Below are 19,117 nucleotides of genomic sequence, written 5' to 3' on the forward strand. Positions count from 1 at the left end.
TAAAATATATTTTTTACGTTTGCTATCCGAAACATAAAAAGAATGAGCAGCTCAGAGAAATTAAAAGCATTGCAGCTTACCCTAGATAAGCTGGAGAAATCGTACGGTAAAGGCACCATCATGAAACTGGGCGATACCGCAATCGAATCTATCGACGTGATATCCACCGGCTCTATCGGCCTAGATATAGCATTAGGTGTGGGCGGTTTGCCCAAAGGCAGGGTAATTGAAATATATGGCCCTGAATCGTCGGGTAAAACTACGCTGGCCATACACGCCATTGCCGAATCGCAAAAACAAGGCGGCATCGCTGCGTTTATCGATGCGGAACATGCTTTCGACCGCTTTTATGCCAAAAAACTTGGGGTTGATGTAGAGAATCTTTTGATCTCGCAGCCGGATAATGGTGAACAGGCTCTGGAAATTGCTGATAACCTGATCCGTTCCGGAGCTATTGATATTATTGTGATCGACTCTGTCGCCGCTTTGGTACCTAAGGGTGAGATCGAGGGAGAAATGGGCGACAGTAAAATGGGCTTGCAGGCGCGTTTAATGTCGCAGGCATTGCGTAAGCTTACCGGCACCATCAGCAAAACCGGGTGCTGCTGTATCTTCATCAACCAGTTGCGCGATAAGATAGGTGTGATGTTTGGCAATCCCGAAACTACTACCGGTGGTAATGCTTTAAAGTTTTATGCTTCGGTTCGTTTGGATATACGCCGTATCTCGCAGATCAAGGATACCGACGAGGTATCAGGTAACCGCGTAAAGGTGAAAATTGTGAAAAACAAAGTTGCTCCGCCTTTCCGTATTGCTGAATTCGATATTATGTTTGGCGAAGGCATTTCAAAAGCCGGCGAGATCATCGACCTGGGAGTGGATTATAACATCATCAAAAAAGCGGGCTCATGGTTTAGCTACGGCGATGCAAGATTAGGACAGGGCCGCGACGCGGTTAAACAATTGCTGCTGGATAACCCCGAATTGATGGAAGAACTGGAAGCGAAGATAAAAGAAACTGTGACCGGCGAAAAGCTACCCGTAGAAACTGCGTAATTTTATTTTTAAGATTACATCGATTATTTGTGATTCCACCGATTACCGGAATCGGTACATTGATTCTTAATACGTGATTATATGAAAAGCCTCTCGATTTGAGAGGCTTTTTTATTTTTGAGCAATTCCAATATTAACTATAAAACAATATATTGCTTAAAAATTTCTGAATGAAATTCCTTCAAACCTTTTGGACCGGCCCCTCAGGCGCGGATAAAGACAATATTATCACAATGAAAGCCGGCTGGCGTTCACCGGAATATCACTGGATGAGTTGGGCACTCAGCTGCCTGCTGGCAAAAAAAATATTCGGCGAGGTTGACCTGGTAACCGACCTAAAAGGAAAGGAATTATTGGTTGACCGACTGCAATTGCCGTATACTACCGTTTCGACTGCACTGGAAAATCGCCTGGATAATTATAACCCGCATCTATGGGCTTTGGCAAAAATTTATACTTACAGCATTCAAACCGAGCCATTCCTTCACTTGGATGGTGATGTATTCCTGTGGCACAAACCACACGACGATCTGCTAAACTCACCGTTAATTGCCCAGAACCTGGACGATGACCTGGCCTTTTACCGTATTGCGCTGGACGAAGTCAATAAATGCTTTAGCTATATCCCCCATGAGTTTTTAAGAACGAACTATGAAAACAGACCAGTTTATGCCAGTAATGCGGGCCTCCTTGGCGGGAATAACCTGGCTTTCATCAAAACCTACTGTACAAAAGCTTTTGACCTGATTGATAAAAACACCGATGCGCTGGATAAATTACCAACAGGCAATCTGAATTTTATATTCGAACAATTTCTTTTTTGCAAGCTTGCCGAGATCGAACAAATACCTATAGCTTATTTTAAGGGCGCGGTAGATAGCCCGGTTTTTAAGGATTATATCAAATTTCAGGATTACCCCAGGACGGAGATGGCGCACCCTGTCGGCGGGTTCAAAAAATACCCCCACGTATGCGACCATGTGGCAAAAATGCTGCGGCGTCATTACCCGGAGTATTATTACCGTATCATCGAATTGGTGCGGGATAAAACCAACACGATGAGATCGGCGGTATATTATTCGCCTGGGCTGGAGCTGCCGGCGCTACAATCAAGGCCCGGAAAACCGGCGATTGCACAGCCTGTATTTATCCGCACAAAAGCAGCCATTAATTACCTGGAGAAAAAACACGGCCGGGAAAAAAGTGAGATTGGAGATGAGCAGATCGAAAGCGGCCTTTTGGCTATTCAATCGCTACATGAAATAACGAAACATGAAAAAACTTGCCTGGCTGAAATATTCAGGCTGGAGTTAAAGCATAAAAGCTTGTTAAAAAAGCATTACCGTAAAACCGCCAACATTCAAATGCTATACAATGATGACCTTAAAGCTTACAAGCGAACCCAAGCCGGTTTTTCGTTAACTGAAAGTGAAATCCTGGAACTCGAAGTTACCAGGACCCAAAATTGCACCCGCCTAAAATTGGGGCGGATGTGGGAATTTAACCACCCGGATGAAATACCTGGCATGATAGAAAGAAATTTCATTGAGCCGGACTCGCCCATATCAGTAATGATGCTACCCGACATACTAACTCTGAACATTAAAGAATATTACATGGACGATATAGACGATATAATTTTCTCAATGACTAAAACCAGGAAAAAAATTGCTGACATTTTGGAGGAAGTAAAAGAATATTTTCCGGAAGAGGAAATTGAAAATGATTATGACACCTACAAAAAGCTTCTATTGGATAGCCTAAAGCACTTGCTATACTCAAATATGCTTTTAGTAATTAATGAATAATTAATTTAATTTGCATTATTGGTTAATATTTGCTTACATTTATTAAACCGAAAGTTAAGCCTGAAAGTAATGAAAAACCTATCAAAACCCATCGGCAAGCTCAGCCTGAAAAAAGAGTTAACCAAAAATGAAATGAAACAAGTTACAGGTGGCCTTACACAGCAAACCTATTGTGACGGAGCTGGGTCGGGAGGGCCATTCCCTGTCGCCGGAAGCATGGTAATAGGTTGCCAGCCCGGGTATTGCTATCCGGCCCATCACGGAAATTTCCTTTACTGTGCATAAATTCACAATCAACTAAAAACCATTTATTATGAAAAAGAAAGTTAACCAAACAGGCAAACTGAGCCTGAAAAAAGAATTGTCAAAAGCAGAAATGAAACAAATTGCAGGCGGTGTTGGCTACACACAAACTTATTGTAGTGGCGGCTGGGCCGGCCCATTCCCTGTTGCTGGCAGCAGCCAGATTGGCTGTCAGCCAGCGTATTGTTCGGCTACAGGGCATGGTACTTTTCTGTATTGCGCCTGATATTTTTTAATAACAAAGGCTGCCTGCTGCAGCCTTTGTTATTTCTCTTCTCTCAAAAAACGATCACCTGCCGACCGACTTGATTTAACTGTCCTTGTGCGGCACTGCTGTGCCTGATTGTTCGATGCGCTGCTTGTTGGCCTGCTCCCTGGTGAGATAAGTATATACTATTCCTGCCACCACTAAAATTACCACCACAATAATACCGGTGATACCTTTACGCTTGTCCTGGCGCATGAGCCAGATCAAAAAAGCTACAAGGGGCAGTACGAATACCGAAAAGAAAATGATTGACGGGGCGCTCAACTACTTATGGATTAAATGAATTATTTATTTAAAATATTGAACTGCAAAAGTATAAATAACCCCGACAATCAGTAAATCAATAGTACAATAATTCAGCCCTTCAAATATTACTACCTGACCACGGTCAGGCTTCTTTATGATAAGCCTCATTTTTTGACCGTCGCGGTTTGTTCAACTTTACGCTGTTAAATAATAAGGAATAGCATGAAGACGATAGCCGTACTTACCGATTTCTCTGCCCGGGCAGAGCATGCCGCAAGATATGCCTTACACCTGGCTAAAAAGGTGAAAGCCAATATCCTTTTGTATAATGCCTTTCTGGTTCCTTCGGATACGCCCATGGCTGCGCAGGTAGCATGGCCGATGGTTGATTATAACGAGATAAAAAGCGATACCGAAAAAACCTTAAAGGCATTGGCAAAAAAACTGGAAGCAGAGTTGAAGGAGGACCATTTCCCCGGCACTTTCCTGCCGGCGGTATCCTATCAGTGTGATGAAGGTTCCATCGCGAACAATATTACCGGCCTGGAGGAAAATGGCGATATTTCCTTACTCGTACTGGCTACTCACGGTTCGGATGAAATATCAGCGTTTATGTTTGGCAATAACTGCCGCCAGGTAATCGGTTCAGCTAATACCCCGGTGCTTATTGTCCCGGAAAAAACGCCTTTAAGCGATATAGAAAAGATAGCCTTCGCCACCGACATTACCTATACCGACGTTGAGTATGTAAAATCGCTGTCCAAGCTGGCCGAAAAATTCGGTGCAGAAATAACCATAACCAACGTAAATCCGGACAACCCGCTTGACAGCGAGCATAACGCAGCTGTCCGCCTGTTTATGGATGATATTGAGCACGACGTTGATTACCGGAAAATCACATTTAAAAGCGTCCCGGGTAGTAATGTAAAAAAGGGCTTGGAATGGCTGATCGAAAATATTAAGTTTGATCTGCTTGTAATGGTACACCGGAAAAGCACGATGTTCGAATTATTATTCAGACCAAGCGTAACGAAAAAAATTGCCGGCCGGGTTGATATCCCTTTGCTGGTCTACCCTTACCCTGCGGTTTCCATGCCCTTAATTTGATATGATCAGAGCCTTCCTTTTTGCTGCGGCGGTATTGATAATAGCAGGCTGTAGCAGTACCGGGACCATCCATCCGCAGAAAAAGAACATCATCGAAACGGTATATGCATCGGGTAAGATAATGGCCGACAGTGAATACACCGTTTACGCGCTAAACCCCGGCACAGTGATCAAAAAGCTGGTTAAGGAGGGCGATATGGTAAAAAAGGGTGAGGTGCTTTACCTGATCAACAGCACCGCGCAGGCGGCAAAATTGGATGCAGCTACCCTTTCGTACCAGACGGCCCGTCAAAATCTTTCACCCGACTCAAGAATTTTACGTGATCTGAAATTAACCATGCAAAATGCCGCCATCAAATTCAGTAACGACTCGGTGCAATACGCGCGGCTTAAAAATTTGTGGGAGCAGAATGTGGGCACAAAAAGCGCGCTGGACAACGCGCTGGTACTATACCGCACATCTCTGAATGAAAAAAGATCAGCCGGCGAAAAATATTATTCGACCATTAACGACCTTAACATCGCACTAAAAAATGCCCAAAGCCAGGTGGCTGCTGCGCAAAACGATCTTAACAATTACATTATACGGGCCGAAAGTGCTGGTACTATTTACCAGATGTTGAAGGAGAAGGGCGAGGCGGTACGTGCTAACGAGGCGCTGGCGTTGCTGGGCAAGTCATCAGACAGGTTGATACGCCTGGCAATAGACCAGCAGGACATAGACCGGGTAAAAGAGGGACAGGAAGTGCTCCTTAAGACCGACGCCACAGGCGATAAAATTTTCAGGGCCAAAGTGATCCGCCTGTATCCCACTATGAATGAGGCTGACCAGACGTTCCGTGCCGATGCGGTTTTTACTGGGAATGACAGCCAGCCCTATATACACACTTCGGTAGAGGCCAACATTATCATCCAGCGTAAACAGCAGGTTTTAGTTATACCCAGCAAGGTTTTATTCAGCGGCGATAGTGTGAAAGTGATGCAGGACGGCCACGTAAAATCCATCGCGGTCAAAACAGGCATTCGCACACTTGATGAAGCAGAGGTTTTGAGTGGCCTTGACGGAGCATCGGAAGTTGTTGTACCAACGGCCAAATAGCCATGCTTGTAGATAGCCTCATAGCAAAAAGGCACCTGATGGCCAATAAAAAGCAAACGCTTGTAGCCATGCTCGGTGTTACTTTCGGCATTGCAATGTTTATCCTGATGATCAGCTTCATGGTAGGGGTAAACCAGTTCCTTGAGGACACGATGCTATCATCTACCCCCGACATTCACATCTATAACGACATCAAAACGGACTATTCCGTATCCATTGCGGGAGAATACTTCGGGGATAAAAGCTCATTGGTCGTTGTTCATCACCCAAAACCAAAACAGGTTAAGCTGAATATAAAAGATGCCGCCGGTATTATCGGCAACCTGATTAAGGACCCCGATATTACCTATGTATCGCCTTTTCTGAGCACGCAAGTATTTTACAACTACGGCCCGGTGCAGATCAATGGCTCCATCGAAGGCGTAAACATAGCTGACGAGGCCAGGATATTTGACCTGGCCGGCAAAATGACCAGCGGTGTGCCCGAAAACCTGTTGAGTGCCGATAAAGGCATTATTATGGGTAAGGGGCTTGCCGATAAGTTAAATCTGAGCATGGGTGACATGGTAACGCTGACAACACCCACCGGCAATACTATGAGTTTCAGGGTAGTGGGTTTGTTCGCTATCGGCATAAGCACCATTGATAATACCCGCAGCTACGTTAACCTTGCCAATGTGCAGCAATTAATGGGCGAGGACAGAAACTACATTACCGACATCAACATTAAGCTGCGAAGCAACAAACTGGCCCGCGCCAAAGCAAAAGAACTGGCGAAAAAATACAATTATAAATCGGACGACTGGGAAACTGCTAATTCATCGGTAATGGCTTCTAACATCGTGCGGGATACACTGACGTACGTGGTGAGTTTCACTTTGCTGGTGGTAGCAGGGTTTGGCATTTACAATATCATGAACATGACCATCAATAATAAGATGAAGGATATTGCAATACTAAAGGCGCAAGGTTTTGCCGGGAAGGACATCGTTCAGATATTCCTGAGCCAATCGTTGTTCATCGGGATTTTTGGGGCCATAATGGGTGAAATACTCGGTTTTATGCTCTCGTATGCGCTGTCGAGAGTACCATTTCCGGCCAGCGACTTTGTTGCCCTTAAATATTTCCCGGTTGTGTTCAGGCCGGAGCATTATTTTTTCGGGCTGATGTTTGGCGTTATAACCCCACTTGTTGCGGGTCTTATGCCATCGCTTAAGGCATCAAAAATAGACCCTGTCGCCATATTAAGAGGATAGTACGTATGAATACTGCGCTACAAGTTGAAAATTTGAATAAACACTTTCGTGAACCGGAAGATTTTCACGTTTTGCAGGACATATCATTTATTGTAAACAAAGGCGAATTTGTGCCTATAATTGGCAAATCAGGCTGCGGAAAATCAACATTGCTGTATTTATTGAGCACGCTTGACACGGACTATACAGGTAACATCAGCATCAATGACACCCTGGTAACAGGTAAAAGCCAGAACGAACTTGCCCGTTTCAGAAATGAGCATATCGGTTTTGTATTCCAGTTCCATTTTTTACTACCCGAATTTACCGCGCTCGAAAACGTGATGTTACCGGCCATGAAACTTGGCAGATACACCAGGGAAGAGATAGAGGAGAATGCAATGCAAAAGTTAAAGCAGCTGCAGATGGATAATTTCGCCCATAAGCCCTCAAGCAAACTATCAGGCGGACAACAACAGCGTGTCGCGATAGCCCGCGCCCTTATCAATAACCCTGCTATAATTATGGCCGACGAACCCACCGGCAACCTGGACAGCGTGAACACGGGGTTGGTTTTCGATATTTTCAAGGACCTGTCGCACAATAAGGGTATTACTATTTTGACGGTTACCCACGACCTCGACTTTGCAAACGGTGCCGACCGCGTGATAGAAATGGCCGACGGCAAAATTCAATAGTTATTGATCTGTTGAATTACTAATTACCAGGCAACCAACTCAATAAATCAATAACTCGGCAATTCAGTAATTAAAACGGCATTCGCGCCAGCGGCGCCACATCCTGCCCTGTAAAGTCACCTTTCAGGTACTTATAGTACCCTGCAATGGCTATCATAGCTGCATTGTCGGTGCAATATTGAAATTGAGGAATAAAGGTGTTCCATCCCATCTCTTCGCCCAATTGTTTTAGCCCCTGGCGCAGTCCGGTGTTTGCCGATACGCCTCCGGCCAGGGCAACATCTTTAATGCCATATTGCAGGGCAGCCTTCTTTAACTTATTGAGCAATATCGTAACAACACGCTTTTCGACAGAGGCACAAATATCGTTGATGTTTTCAGCAATGAAATTTGGATCGGCGGCAACATTGTCCCTGATAAAATACAGGATCGCTGTTTTTAGCCCGCTGAAACTAAAATCGAGCCCGGGTATCTGCGGCTCGGGAAATTGATAAGCATCAGGGTTGCCCAGGCGCGCATTCTTATCTATCAGCGGGCCGCCGGGATAAGGCAGGCCGAGAATTTTACTGGTCTTATCCAACGCTTCGCCGGCAGCGTCATCCGTCGTCTGGCCGACGATCTGCATATCAAAATGATCTTTCACCAAAACGATCTGCGTATGGCCGCCCGAAACTGTAAGGCACAGGAAAGGGAACGAAGGCTTCGGGTCATCAATAAAATGCGCCAGTATATGCGCCTGCATGTGATTTACTTCGATAAGAGGCAAACCCTTTGCCAGCGCAAAGGCTTTGGCAAACGAAACGCCCACCAATAATGAGCCCAGCAAACCCGGCCCGCGGGTAAAAGCGACAGCGTCAATATCATTTTTGCTAATTTTGGCGTTAAGTATTGACTGCTGTACCGCGGGAACGATATTTTGCTGATGAACACGCGATGCCAGTTCGGGCACTACGCCGCCATAAGCTTCGTGAATGGTCTGATTGGCGATGACATTACTTAGGATGGCGCCATCAACACAAATTGATGCTGATGTTTCGTCGCAGGATGATTCGATTCCGAGTATTACTGGCACGTTAAAATTTATTAAGACAAAAAGCTGTGGCCCAATAAACTTCGGCTCCTGTTTGAAGTCGAAAAAATCGTTAATATGTTAAAAAAGTAAAACAGATTATCCGTTTTTGAATTTTACCTTTGGGCGTTAATTTTTTGGGACAAAGTTATTAAAAAACTACTTAAAATACTGCTGGGTATTGTGCTGGTGATACTGCTGTTGTTCAGCATTGTGTTGCTGGTGTTCCAGTACAAGCCTGTGCAAACCTGGGCCGCCAAAAAAGTAGCTCAATCCCTGTCTGACAGTCTTCATACCAAAGTCAACATCAATAGTTTGTACCTCAAGCCGTTCACGTCCGTTGTACTCGAGGGTTTCTATGTGCTTGACAAAAACAAGGATACGCTCATCAACACCCCCAAGCTGGAAGTTGCCATAAACGGTTTCACACTTTTCAGCAGCCTCAAACAAAAGCGGCTCGACCTTAGTCTCATCGAGCTTGACAATGCCTCGGTGTACCTCAAAAAGCAAAAGGACGGGAACAGTAACCTGAAATTCATCATCGACTATTTTAATTCGCCGCCTGATACCACCAAAGTAAAAAAGCCGGGAAAACCCTGGACCATTGATTTTGAAAAGATCGTGGTGAACAATTTACACTTCAGGTACAAGAATCAAAAGGTGGATACCCTGATGCGCCAGGTTAATTTTGATGATATCGATGTCAAAAATTTCAGCGCCGAGATCCGAGACATGGATATAGTCCATCATATTTTTAAAGGTGATATCAGGAAACTGACACTAAAAGAAGAAAAAAGCGGCTTCTATTTAAAGGACTTTGTTGGCCGAGCAACAGTTGATACCAACGAGATCGCCGTGCGCGATATGCACATTCAAACGGACCATTCCGACCTGAAGAATTACTTCCGGATGAAGTTTAGGTCGTTTGAAGATTTCGACCATATCGAGGACCGTGTTTACATGGATGCGGATTTTAAAACATCGGAAATATCCTCGAGTGACATAGCGTACTTTGCCGATGGGTTAGACAAGACCAAATTCGACCTGGGGATAGACGGCAGGATACGGGGGCGTGTGAATGACCTGCGGACGGAAGACCTGTTAATAACAGGAGGGCAAGCCACTTATGTGAAGGGCGATTTTAACATCAAAGGATTGCCCGATTGGAACAACACTTTCATGGAGCTTAATTTTGAGCAGGTTGCCACCAACAAAAGAGATCTGGATTTTCTTTACAGCAATTTCAGCGGGCAACCCAGGGCCAGGGTGCCCGACATTATCTCGAAATTTGGCGAAATAAGCTTCAAAGGCAAGTTTACCGGTTTACAAAACGACTTTGTAGCTTTCGGCACCTTTAAAACCGCACTTGGCCGTTTTGACCCCGACCTGAACCTGAAAATAAGCAAAAAAGGCACACCATCATACAGCGGAAAAATAGCTACGTCGAACTTTGACCTGGGCAAACTGCTTGAGACCGATATTGTCGGTCGAACCAGCCTTACGGCTAATGTGAAAGGGAGCGGCGATGACCTGAAGACATTAAATACAAAACTAAATGCCCAGATAAGCCGCATCCGCTTTAAGTCGTACGATTACAATAATGTTACCTTTAACGGATCGCTGATAAAGGAAGTAGCCAAAGGCGAACTTACCATTAACGACAGGAATATTCAACTGGACGCCAATGGCAGCGCCGATCTTGGTTCGAAGCTTCCCGCTTATAACTTCGCTGCCAATGTTAATAATGCCAACCTGTATGTGTTAAAACTGGCTAAGGATACGATCACCATGAGTGGTAATATCAAAACCGACTTCGCAGGTAATACGCTGAACAATACTGAGGGAAAATTCCTTTTATCCAATCTACGGATAGTTGATCCGCGTAATAATTATGTCGTTGATTCGGTGTACCTGGCCGCCAGCGGCATTGGCGATAACCGGGAGATCGTGCTGAAATCGGACATGGCTGACGGCAGCCTGAAGGGAAATTACGATCTGGCTACACTCCCTTCCTATTTTAAAACCATTATCAAAAAATACATCCCCTCGTTAAAAACGGATATCGTACCGCCTAATCCGCAAAAATTTGCGTTCAACCTGCAGGTTAAAAATATTGATCCCTTCCTGGCATTTTTTGTATCGAATCTAAAAGTGCCTGACAGGGGAACTTTTATCGGGCAGTTCGATTCGGAAAAAAAGACAGCGGTGTTTAACGGGTATGTGAAGACCATACAATTGGGCAGTACTGTTTTTCACGATCTTATTATTGACGAAAGCACCAACAACGACTACCTGGGGCTGAACTTATCGTTGAGCAGTATCAATATTACGGATAGCCTGATCATCAAAAATATTGATGTGACGAATTTCCTGAAAAAAGACAGTCTCAACTTCAACATAAAGCTGGCCGATAAAGACGCAGCAAATCAACTGGACCTTTACGGACTGGTGCAATTTGCACGGGATACGACTGCCCGCTTAAAGATACTTCCATCAGATGTGATATTGGAGCACCAGAACTGGCGCATTGATAACCAGGTAAGGGTACGTTTCCTGAACGGCAAAACATTGGTTTCGGGTTTTGAACTGGCGAATGGAGGCCAAAAGGTGAAGATCAATGGCTTTATATCGGACGACCCGGCTGACAAGTTAAAGGTAGAGTTTGATAAGTTCAGCATGACAACGCTCGATCAGCTTACCAAAGCAGCAAACGTAAAAATGAAGGGCACGTTAAACGGCGACGTTGTTCTAACTTCGCTAACCAAGGCGCCAACATTCGATTCGCACCTGGCTATCGATTCCTTTACGATGAACAAAACATTGATAGGCGATGTGAAGCTCATGTCGACACTCGACAGTAACCGGACAAGGGCAAATGTGAACATGAATATTGTTAACCGGGGGCTTAAAACGATGGATGTAAGCGGCTCCTACCTGCTGGGAAAAAGCAGTGACGAGTCGCTGGACTTTGCTTTGAAAATGAATCAAACCGAATCGATCATATTTGAACCGTTTGTAAAGGACCTTGTATCAAATCTGAAAGGGACAATATCTTCGGACCTGAAACTGACGGGATCGCCGGCTGATCCGCAGCTGAATGGAAACATCACTCTTGAAAATACGGGTGTAACCGTTAATTACTTAAAAACGGCATATACGGTAAACAATAAGTTGAATGTCGCGAACAGCGTTATCACTGTTGACAACATGACGCTAAAAGACACAAAAGGCGGCGAAGGCATCGCGAATGGAAAGGTTGACCTGAACGACCTCTCGAACCCTGACATTGAAGTGAAACTGGAGGCCAAAAACCTAATGGCACTGAATACAACGTTCAAAGATAACCACCTTTACTTTGGAACGGCCTATGCAACCGGAAGTTTTAGCTTTAGCGGCCCTACCGATAACATGAATATCGATATTAAAGCCAGGACGAATGCGGGCACCGTGTTTAACATCCCGTTGAACACCTCGTCGACAGCAGAGGATTATGAGTTTATACGTTATGTTACTCCCAATGATACTGCAAGGGCCGTAAAAGGGCCGCGGGCATTTCATGGCATCACGCTGAATTTCGACCTTAGTGTCGATGAAAAAACGACAGTTAAGATAACGACCAGCTACGGGAAACTTGAAGGAACCGGGACTGCCAATAATCTTAAACTGAACATCAGCAGCCTTGGCGATTTTAACATGTATGGCAACTACCTGATAACAAATGGCAAATTTGAATTTGTAGCGAAGGATGTGGTAAGTAAAAATTTCCAGGTAACGCAGGGCGGCACTATCCGGTGGACGGGCGACCCAACCAATGCAGAGATCAACATGCACGCCATTTATGAGGTTCGTACAAATGTTCAGAACCTATATATCGCGGCCGGGCAGACCTCAAATTCGGCAAAAGCAAATGCTACAGTTGTATTGGTGCAGGCTGAGCTTATACTAACCAAGTCGTTGTTGCTGCCTGTTATCGATTTTGACTTTACCTTCCCCACCGACCCGGGCATAAAGGATGACCTGGGGACCTATCTTAACGATTACAATAACCGCAGCCAGCAGGCATTAAGTGTAATAGTTACCCGTAACTTTTCATCGGGAACGGGAAATGCGCAGTTCACCAACCAGGCGCTTACAAGTGCTGTAAATGAGTTGTTTTTTACGAAGTTAAACTCATTGATAGCGCATTCAAATGCAATCAGGAACCTGGACCTTAACATAAGGTCGTTCAACGACGCCAGCGCGACGATACACCTTTTGCACGACCGGGTTGTACTAAGCGGAAGCCTTTACTCCAATACCGACCCTACCGGCCAGTTGTTTTATAACGCAGGGAGCCTATTTAATTCGAATTTCAACAACCTTTCCAAAGATTTCAGCGCACAGTACCTGATCCTGAAAAACGGGAGCCTCAATGCCAGGTATTCCTACAGGATACTAAACACTGCACAAACCAACTTCGACTTTTACAACGCACAATATGTGAATGCACTCGGTTTGATCTATCAGCGTGATTTTGACACTTTCGGAGAATTTGTGCGAAATATATTTCACCCCGGCAGAAGGCGGCCGGTAAATCCGTTACCCGAGCCTAAGGTAACGCCATCGTCGCCGCCACCGCCAACCCCTGCCGAAAATGCCGGCTCAAAAGCAGTGGACGGTAATTAATGATCGAGTAAAATGGTGTGGTCCATCTTATCGCGCTTGGTTTTCAGGTACGCCTCGTTATGCGGGTTTGGAGTGATCTCGATGGGAACGTTATCAACAACTTCCAGCCCATAACCAACCAGCCCCGCCCTTTTTTTAGGATTATTGCTCATGAGGCGCATTTTTGACACGCCGAGGCTGCGCAATATCTGCGCGCCGATGCCATAATCGCGCTGATCCATTTTAAAGCCGAGTTTAAGATTAGCTTCAACGGTATCCAACCCATTTTCCTGCAGGTGATACGCCTTCAACTTGTTGATAAGGCCAATGCCGCGGCCCTCCTGGTTCATGTATACCACTACGCCCTTGCCCTCTTCGCTTATCATCTGCATAGCTTTGTGCAACTGCGGTCCGCAATCGCACCGGCATGATCCAAAAATATCGCCGGTAACACAGGAACTGTGCACACGTACCAGCACCGGCTCATCAGGCTCCCACGATCCTTTGACCAGTGCCAGGTGATGTTCGCCCGTATCAAGCTGGGTATAGGCGATCATATCAAAATCCCCCCATTGGGTAGGCATTTTAACAGAAATTTCCTTATGGATAAGTGTTTCAGCAGTAAGGCGATATTCGATCAGGTCTTTTATAGAAACAATTTTCAGGTCGAAGTCTTTGGCCATCTGCAACAGATCGGCCAGGCGTGCCATTTCGCCATCTTCCTTTACTATTTCGCAAATAACACCGGCGGGCTCGAAACCTGCCAATACTGCCAGATCAATAGCTGCCTCGGTATGCCCTGCCCTGCGCAATACACCGCCATCCTTAGCTATCAGCGGAAAAATATGCCCGGGCCGGCCAAGGTCGGACGGTACGGTACCCGGGTCGATAAGCGATAGAACCGTCCTCGAACGGTCAGATGCCGATATACCGGTTGTGCAACCCTTCAGCAGATCGACTGAAACTGTAAAATTGGTCTCGTGCGAAGTTGTATTATGGCTCACCATTAAGTCGATCTCTAATTCCTGTGCCCGCTGCGCGGTTATAGGCGCGCAAACAAGCCCCCTGCCATGGCGTATCATGAAGTTTATGGTCTCGGGAGTTGCATTATGTGCGGCAGTCAGAAAATCACCCTCGTTCTCGCGGTCCTCGTCATCAACTACTATTATTGTTTTGCCGGCTTTTATGGCCTCAATGGCTTCCTGTATGGTATTTAGCATTACTCTGGTATAAGCGGTATTTTTGCAAATTTAACCTATCTGCAATCCATTTACGGTCTATAATTTGTAAAAGTTGCTTAAGCGTTTTTGATAGTCACCTGAGGGTTAGCGGTGTTATTCTTTCCTTCTCACCAACCTGTTAAAAAATTTCTTATATGCCTCCATATCAAACAATACAGAATCATTAGCTGCTTTATACGACAGGAATAAACCTATCGGCGTTAATACAAGTATCGCTATCCACATGCCGACAAAAGGCGAAATATCACCGTCCTTTACCGATTTTTCACCTATTGTAGAGATGATGTAGTAGATGAGGAAAAATATAACCGAAACGACTACCGGCATACCCAGCCCACCTTTACGAATAATAGCGCCTAAAGGAGCACCGATAAGGAACAAAGCTATACAGGCAGCGGATAAAGTGAATTTCTTTTGATATTCTACGTCAAAACGACGCAGGCTTTTGAAAGTTTCTTTATAAAAATCAGCCCGGTTCTTAACGATATCCTGCAGGGAACGTACCTCGTTGGAAGCGTTAGACAGAGCGGCCAGTTTTTGGTTCATGCTAAGCCCGTCGAGCGAATTCTTTTTGTCAAAAGCTACATATTTTATACCGGCGGCACTTTTTTTGGGTATGGTGCAGTATTTTATGTAAGGACTGATGAGTTTATAATTGACACCCAGGGCGCTATCGGCCTGCCGTTTTGTTGAATCGCCAAAATGCTTCAACTGCTTAATGTCCATCATTTGCACTGCCTGCCGGAATAAATTCGGATCGGTACGGTTCATTTTCATAAACGAAAGATCGAACACCTGCTCTGTTTCCTTAAAACGAAAGCGCGTGAACCGCTGGCGGTCCTCCAGCCCTTTATCGCCAGTCGTTTCGTCATACCTGACACCATCCTTTAGCTGCAAGATGAGATACTTGTTATCCGGCGTACGATACATAAGCCCTTCTTTAGCCAACAAAACATTCAGGTTGTTATCTGCCTGATTTTTGGTGTATATCATTACTCCATGCAGCGTTTGCCCATCCCGGTCCTTACGGCTAACCCGTATGGAGTAATCGGGGAAGGAGTTGCTGAATACGCCTTCGGGCAAAAGGCTTGCTGATTTTTGCTGGCGCACATCATATAACAATGAATAATATTTCAGGTTAGCAACCGGCAACATATTATCCGAAAATATGAATGCCGCGATACTGAGTATGGCAACCACAATTATCATGGGATACATGGCCCTGCGCAGCGATATCCCTGCGGCCTTAATGGCAACCAACTCATAGTTTTCTCCAAGGCTGCCATAAGTCATGATAGAAGACAACAGCACCGATAAAGGCAGCGCCATAGCCACGTTGGTAGCCGAGGCATACATCATCAACTGAAGAATAGTGTACCACTCAAAGCCCTTGCCGATAAGGTCGTCGATGTATTTAAACAGGAACAACATCAGCAATACGAACATCACGATGCCAAAAGTGACAGCGAACGGCCTGACGAAGGATTTGAGAATTAAAAGATGAACTTTCTTCACGATGCAAAATTAGGGAAAATTAGAATCCCTATGCACCTAAAACGCTGATAAGGTATTCAATCTGATTATCCCAGATCAATTTTCTTTCTGCAATAGCTTCCTCGGTAGCAAAATCGGTAACACTAAGAGCCACATCGTTGGTAAGCTCGTCCTGCAGTATCTCCATTTCGAAATAGCATTGAGGCTCGTCATCGACCCATTTGAAACGCACCAGCTTATTTTCTTTGGTAGCCAGCAGCTTCGCTTTTTGCTGTTCGCCATCCCAGGTAAAAGTATAAACCTGGTCGCGAACGCTTACATCATCTGCAAACCATTGGGTCAGCCCGTTTGGTTCACTTAAAAAACCATATAATATCCTTGGGGATGATTTTATCTCGTACTCAATATTAAATTTTTTCTTCTCAGACATAGGGGAAATCGGTCAGCGCTTATCTGCTTGCGGCAAATCTTCACATTTTTTCTAAAGGAAATGAATTTCTGCTATATTTGCAAACTCTTTTTACAGCCGAGGCCCTTTATTTGAAACTGATCTTGTATACTGATATACAGAATGATGTTTAAAGAAAGATGAGGCCGTTTTTTACGAAAACCAGGTGAAAAATGGAAGCAAAAAAAGGAGAAAAAATATTACGGCGGGGTAGCTCAGATGGTTAGAGCGTAGGATTCATAACCCTAAGGTCGGCAGTTCGATCCTGCTCCCCGCTACTTGAAAACCAGCCTGTTACGAATTTTCGTGACAGGCTTTTTATTTTTGTTAACAGTTTTGTTAGCTGCTCTTACATATTTAAAGGTACAAAGCTTGTTCTATTTTTGCAAGCCGATAGTTTTGTAACTGATTGTCCTAAAACTAAACGCATCGGTTTTCAATGTATAACATTGGACTCATAACACAAGGCCGTCGGTTGAAGTCCTACTCCCGCTACAAAAACGGCTTTTTTCAATGAAGGCGCTTTTTTATCATTCTGTAATGACCTTTCTTTTAGGCTCTACCAAATAATTTATGTTTTTTGTAGATTTATATTACCTATTGATTGAAATAATACAAGCCTGGAAATAACTATGCAGAAAATTCCGATCAGACAACTTTCTCAAACACAGCAACTGCACCCTATTGCAGAAAAGTTTAAGATCCGTCGTATTGAAGACATCATCGGAGAAAAAGACCTGGTTCATCACCTTCATCGCCACGACTTCTTTTTTATACTTTCTTTAAAGAATGGCCAGGGTAATCATGAGGTTGATTTTGTACCTTATAAGGTGCAGGATCACTCTATATTCTTTTTGCGACCGGGACAGGTTCATCAATTGTTTCTAAAAGTTGGCAGCACCGGATATTTACTTGAATTTAATTATAAGTTTTATAATCCAAAGGGAACCGCTGCGAATCAAAGATTAAGGAAAGCGAGTAATAAGAATTTCTGTGAATTTGACGCAGGCAGATTTGATAAGCTGCAAACTGCCCTGGAATCTATGTTTCAGGAATATACTGCGAGAGAAGAAGGTTTCCAGGAAATTATCCAATCCAACCTTGACATTTTCTGCATCGAGTATACCCGGCAGAGTCCAAACCCTGATGGACCAGCACAAGCGCCGGCAGCCAACACATATGTGCAAGAACGTTTCGAAGACTTTATCGAACTGCTGGACAAACACCTCACAAAGTTTAAACAAGTATCCGAATATGTAGACCTTATGAACCTTTCGCCCTATCAGTTGAATGAGATCACGAAATCTTCCGTAGGAAAGACAGCTTCAGAAGTCATCAACGAACATATTATTCTTGAAGCAAAACGGTATCTTCTTGCCACTCCGAACCAGGTTAAAGAAATCGCCGAGGTATTAGGTTATGGCGATGTTTCCTACTTTATTCGTTTCTTTAAAAAACATACCGGGCTTTCGCCTGATGTTTTCCGGCATAATCTCAGTATTACGTAATACCTTCTCTTATTTCACCGCCGTGACTGGATTTTATCTACTAACGTATTTTAATTGTCATTCAATGCTCGTCCGGTTTTCTTCTTTTTCTTGAAGACTTCTATCGCTTGGATTTACCAACCATTGCCATATACGGCGACATGATGATTATACTCATTTAATAAAAATTTAATCGCAGGCCGATGGCGCATTATCCCCAGATATTAAGACCTATTTCATTGACGATTTGATGAAACCTTTAGCGATCAGGTAAATACCTAAAGCCAATTCAAACAGGGCCACCAGTATAGCAGAAAGCCCGGCCCAGATGGAATCCCTGCTAACGATGCCAAATACGATCGCCAAATATCCGGCTAATAAGGGAAATACCCCAATAATGCCGATCATTGATAAGGTACGCGGCACCAGGCGGGACCGATATAAAAGATAGCCTAATAGAGCGTCATTTATCGCGGGCATAAAACTTTGCCCAAGCAAAAAGGCGCGGTCATAAAGGATGATCAATGTGTGGCTAGATGGATCTGCTTGCTTTGCAGCCTGCTGATGCAAACTTACTGCGGCTAAAATAAATGCCACTGCTATGAAGATGGTAGAAGCTTCCAACACTCGGGATGCGACTAATGCCAAGGCAAGGCTTTCGTTTTGCTTTTTTAATACAGGATATAGGGCGATGGCCGACGCCACACAGCTAAGCGCCACAATAATCTCCAATAAACCTCCTATAATAGCTGAGGTATCACTGCCTGGAGTCAGGATATAATCGGGCTGATGCAAAGCGTGGTAAAGCGAAATCGTAGGAATGGATACAAAGGTAAGCAGGTACAACACACCTGCTGTTACCGCAGTTTTACGTGGCGTGTTCCAATTGGTTTTTAAAGTTTTCATTAGAGTCG

Annotated in this window: 16 protein-coding genes and 1 tRNA gene; 11 read left to right on the top strand and 6 right to left on the bottom strand. The window is 44.5% G+C overall.

Translation table 11 applies throughout. The annotated features are described in order from the left end of the window. Positions 1–42 precede the first annotated feature (42 nt). The 4 genes from recA to VL525_RS19865 all read left to right on the top strand — a co-directional run bounded on the left by recA (position 43) and on the right by VL525_RS19865 (position 3,393). The gene (gene recA, locus VL525_RS19850) at positions 43–1,056 is read left to right on the top strand and encodes a recombinase RecA (RefSeq protein ID WP_325388925.1); all 1,014 of its coding nucleotides are present in this window, start codon (positions 43–45) and stop codon (positions 1,054–1,056) included. Positions 1,057–1,226: 170 nt separating this feature from the next. Next, complete coding sequence (locus VL525_RS19855; RefSeq protein WP_325388927.1) at positions 1,227–2,864, top strand: DUF6734 family protein; 1,638 nt, start codon at positions 1,227–1,229, stop codon at positions 2,862–2,864. Between the two features lie 69 nt (positions 2,865–2,933). Further along, positions 2,934–3,149, top strand: coding sequence for a bacteriocin (locus VL525_RS19860; RefSeq protein WP_325388929.1), 216 nt, complete (start codon positions 2,934–2,936; stop codon positions 3,147–3,149). Between the two features lie 28 nt (positions 3,150–3,177). Continuing rightward, a complete protein-coding gene (locus VL525_RS19865) occupies positions 3,178–3,393 on the top strand; it encodes a hypothetical protein (RefSeq protein WP_325388931.1) in 216 nt (71 codons plus the stop codon). Between the two features lie 84 nt (positions 3,394–3,477). Here the strand turns inward: VL525_RS19865 and VL525_RS19870 are convergent, their stop codons facing one another. After that, a complete protein-coding gene (locus VL525_RS19870; RefSeq protein WP_325388933.1) occupies positions 3,478–3,699 on the bottom strand; it encodes a hypothetical protein in 222 nt (73 codons plus the stop codon). Between the two features lie 204 nt (positions 3,700–3,903). Here VL525_RS19870 and VL525_RS19875 point away from each other — a divergent pair, with 204 nt between their 5' ends. From VL525_RS19875 to VL525_RS19890, 4 genes are read left to right on the top strand one after another with little or no spacing between them, the layout of a single operon-like run. Beyond that, positions 3,904–4,788 carry a universal stress protein gene (locus VL525_RS19875; RefSeq protein ID WP_325388935.1) on the top strand — a complete coding sequence of 295 codons (885 nt, stop codon included), beginning with the start codon at positions 3,904–3,906 and terminating at the stop codon, positions 4,786–4,788. 1 nt (position 4,789) lies between these two features. Further along, positions 4,790–5,887 carry an efflux RND transporter periplasmic adaptor subunit gene (locus tag VL525_RS19880; RefSeq protein ID WP_325388937.1) on the top strand — a complete coding sequence of 366 codons (1,098 nt, stop codon included), beginning with the start codon at positions 4,790–4,792 and terminating at the stop codon, positions 5,885–5,887. Positions 5,888–5,889: 2 nt separating this feature from the next. Beyond that, a complete protein-coding gene (locus tag VL525_RS19885; RefSeq protein WP_325388939.1) occupies positions 5,890–7,143 on the top strand; it encodes an ABC transporter permease in 1,254 nt (417 codons plus the stop codon). Between the two features lie 5 nt (positions 7,144–7,148). Then, positions 7,149–7,820: an ABC transporter ATP-binding protein gene (locus VL525_RS19890; RefSeq protein ID WP_325388941.1), complete on the top strand. Its 672-nt coding sequence runs from the start codon at positions 7,149–7,151 to the stop codon at positions 7,818–7,820. A 70-nt stretch (positions 7,821–7,890) separates the two neighbouring features. Here the strand turns inward: VL525_RS19890 and tsaD are convergent, their stop codons facing one another. After that, the gene (gene tsaD / locus VL525_RS19895; protein WP_325388943.1) at positions 7,891–8,892 is read right to left on the bottom strand and encodes a tRNA (adenosine(37)-N6)-threonylcarbamoyltransferase complex transferase subunit TsaD; all 1,002 of its coding nucleotides are present in this window, start codon (positions 8,890–8,892) and stop codon (positions 7,891–7,893) included. A 180-nt stretch (positions 8,893–9,072) separates the two neighbouring features. Here tsaD and VL525_RS19900 point away from each other — a divergent pair, with 180 nt between their 5' ends. Further along, positions 9,073–13,554 carry a translocation/assembly module TamB domain-containing protein gene (locus VL525_RS19900; protein ID WP_325388945.1) on the top strand — a complete coding sequence of 1,494 codons (4,482 nt, stop codon included), beginning with the start codon at positions 9,073–9,075 and terminating at the stop codon, positions 13,552–13,554. Here VL525_RS19900 and VL525_RS19905 read toward each other — a convergent pair. From VL525_RS19905 to VL525_RS19915, 3 genes are all read right to left on the bottom strand, one after another. Beyond that, positions 13,551–14,753 (bottom strand): bifunctional 3,4-dihydroxy-2-butanone-4-phosphate synthase/GTP cyclohydrolase II, encoded by a 1,203-nt coding sequence (locus VL525_RS19905; RefSeq protein ID WP_325388947.1) that lies wholly within the window; start codon positions 14,751–14,753, stop codon positions 13,551–13,553. The genes VL525_RS19900 and VL525_RS19905 overlap by 4 nt on opposite strands. Positions 14,754–14,867: 114 nt before the next feature. Then, positions 14,868–16,289, bottom strand: a complete 1,422-nt coding sequence (locus VL525_RS19910; RefSeq protein WP_325388949.1) for an LptF/LptG family permease — start codon at positions 16,287–16,289, stop codon at positions 14,868–14,870. 28 nt (positions 16,290–16,317) lie between these two features. Beyond that, positions 16,318–16,698 (bottom strand): START-like domain-containing protein, encoded by a 381-nt coding sequence (locus tag VL525_RS19915; RefSeq protein ID WP_325388951.1) that lies wholly within the window; start codon positions 16,696–16,698, stop codon positions 16,318–16,320. Between the two features lie 222 nt (positions 16,699–16,920). On the opposite strand from VL525_RS19915, the gene VL525_RS19920 reads away from it, so the two are divergent. Both VL525_RS19920 and VL525_RS19925 read left to right on the top strand, forming a co-directional pair. Then, positions 16,921–16,994, top strand: a tRNA-Met gene (locus VL525_RS19920). A gap of 354 nt (positions 16,995–17,348) precedes the next feature. After that, positions 17,349–18,224, top strand: coding sequence for a helix-turn-helix transcriptional regulator (locus VL525_RS19925; protein ID WP_325388953.1), 876 nt, complete (start codon positions 17,349–17,351; stop codon positions 18,222–18,224). A gap of 210 nt (positions 18,225–18,434) precedes the next feature. On the opposite strand, the gene VL525_RS19930 is transcribed toward VL525_RS19925, so the two are convergent. Continuing rightward, entirely contained in the window at positions 18,435–19,109 is a 675-nt protein-coding gene (locus VL525_RS19930; RefSeq protein WP_325388955.1) for a DUF4386 domain-containing protein, read from the bottom strand. Between the last annotated feature and the right edge of the window lie 8 nt (positions 19,110–19,117).

This window comes from Mucilaginibacter sp. (assembly GCF_035492695.1).
Taxonomy (GTDB): domain Bacteria; phylum Bacteroidota; class Bacteroidia; order Sphingobacteriales; family Sphingobacteriaceae; genus Mucilaginibacter.

Coding starts and splice junctions, on each gene's coding strand:
- VL525_RS19925 (WP_325388953.1), top strand. CDS start 17,349: ATGCAGAAAATTCCGATCAGACAACTTTCTCAAACACAGCAACTGCAC.
- VL525_RS19915 (WP_325388951.1), bottom strand. CDS start 16,698: ATGTCTGAGAAGAAAAAATTTAATATTGAGTACGAGATAAAATCATCC.
- VL525_RS19865 (WP_325388931.1), top strand. CDS start 3,178: ATGAAAAAGAAAGTTAACCAAACAGGCAAACTGAGCCTGAAAAAAGAA.
- recA (WP_325388925.1), top strand. CDS start 43: ATGAGCAGCTCAGAGAAATTAAAAGCATTGCAGCTTACCCTAGATAAG.
- VL525_RS19875 (WP_325388935.1), top strand. CDS start 3,904: ATGAAGACGATAGCCGTACTTACCGATTTCTCTGCCCGGGCAGAGCAT.
- VL525_RS19855 (WP_325388927.1), top strand. CDS start 1,227: ATGAAATTCCTTCAAACCTTTTGGACCGGCCCCTCAGGCGCGGATAAA.
- VL525_RS19860 (WP_325388929.1), top strand. CDS start 2,934: ATGAAAAACCTATCAAAACCCATCGGCAAGCTCAGCCTGAAAAAAGAG.
- VL525_RS19885 (WP_325388939.1), top strand. CDS start 5,890: ATGCTTGTAGATAGCCTCATAGCAAAAAGGCACCTGATGGCCAATAAA.
- VL525_RS19880 (WP_325388937.1), top strand. CDS start 4,790: ATGATCAGAGCCTTCCTTTTTGCTGCGGCGGTATTGATAATAGCAGGC.
- VL525_RS19905 (WP_325388947.1), bottom strand. CDS start 14,753: ATGCTAAATACCATACAGGAAGCCATTGAGGCCATAAAAGCCGGCAAA.
- VL525_RS19930 (WP_325388955.1), bottom strand. CDS start 19,109: ATGAAAACTTTAAAAACCAATTGGAACACGCCACGTAAAACTGCGGTA.
- VL525_RS19890 (WP_325388941.1), top strand. CDS start 7,149: ATGAATACTGCGCTACAAGTTGAAAATTTGAATAAACACTTTCGTGAA.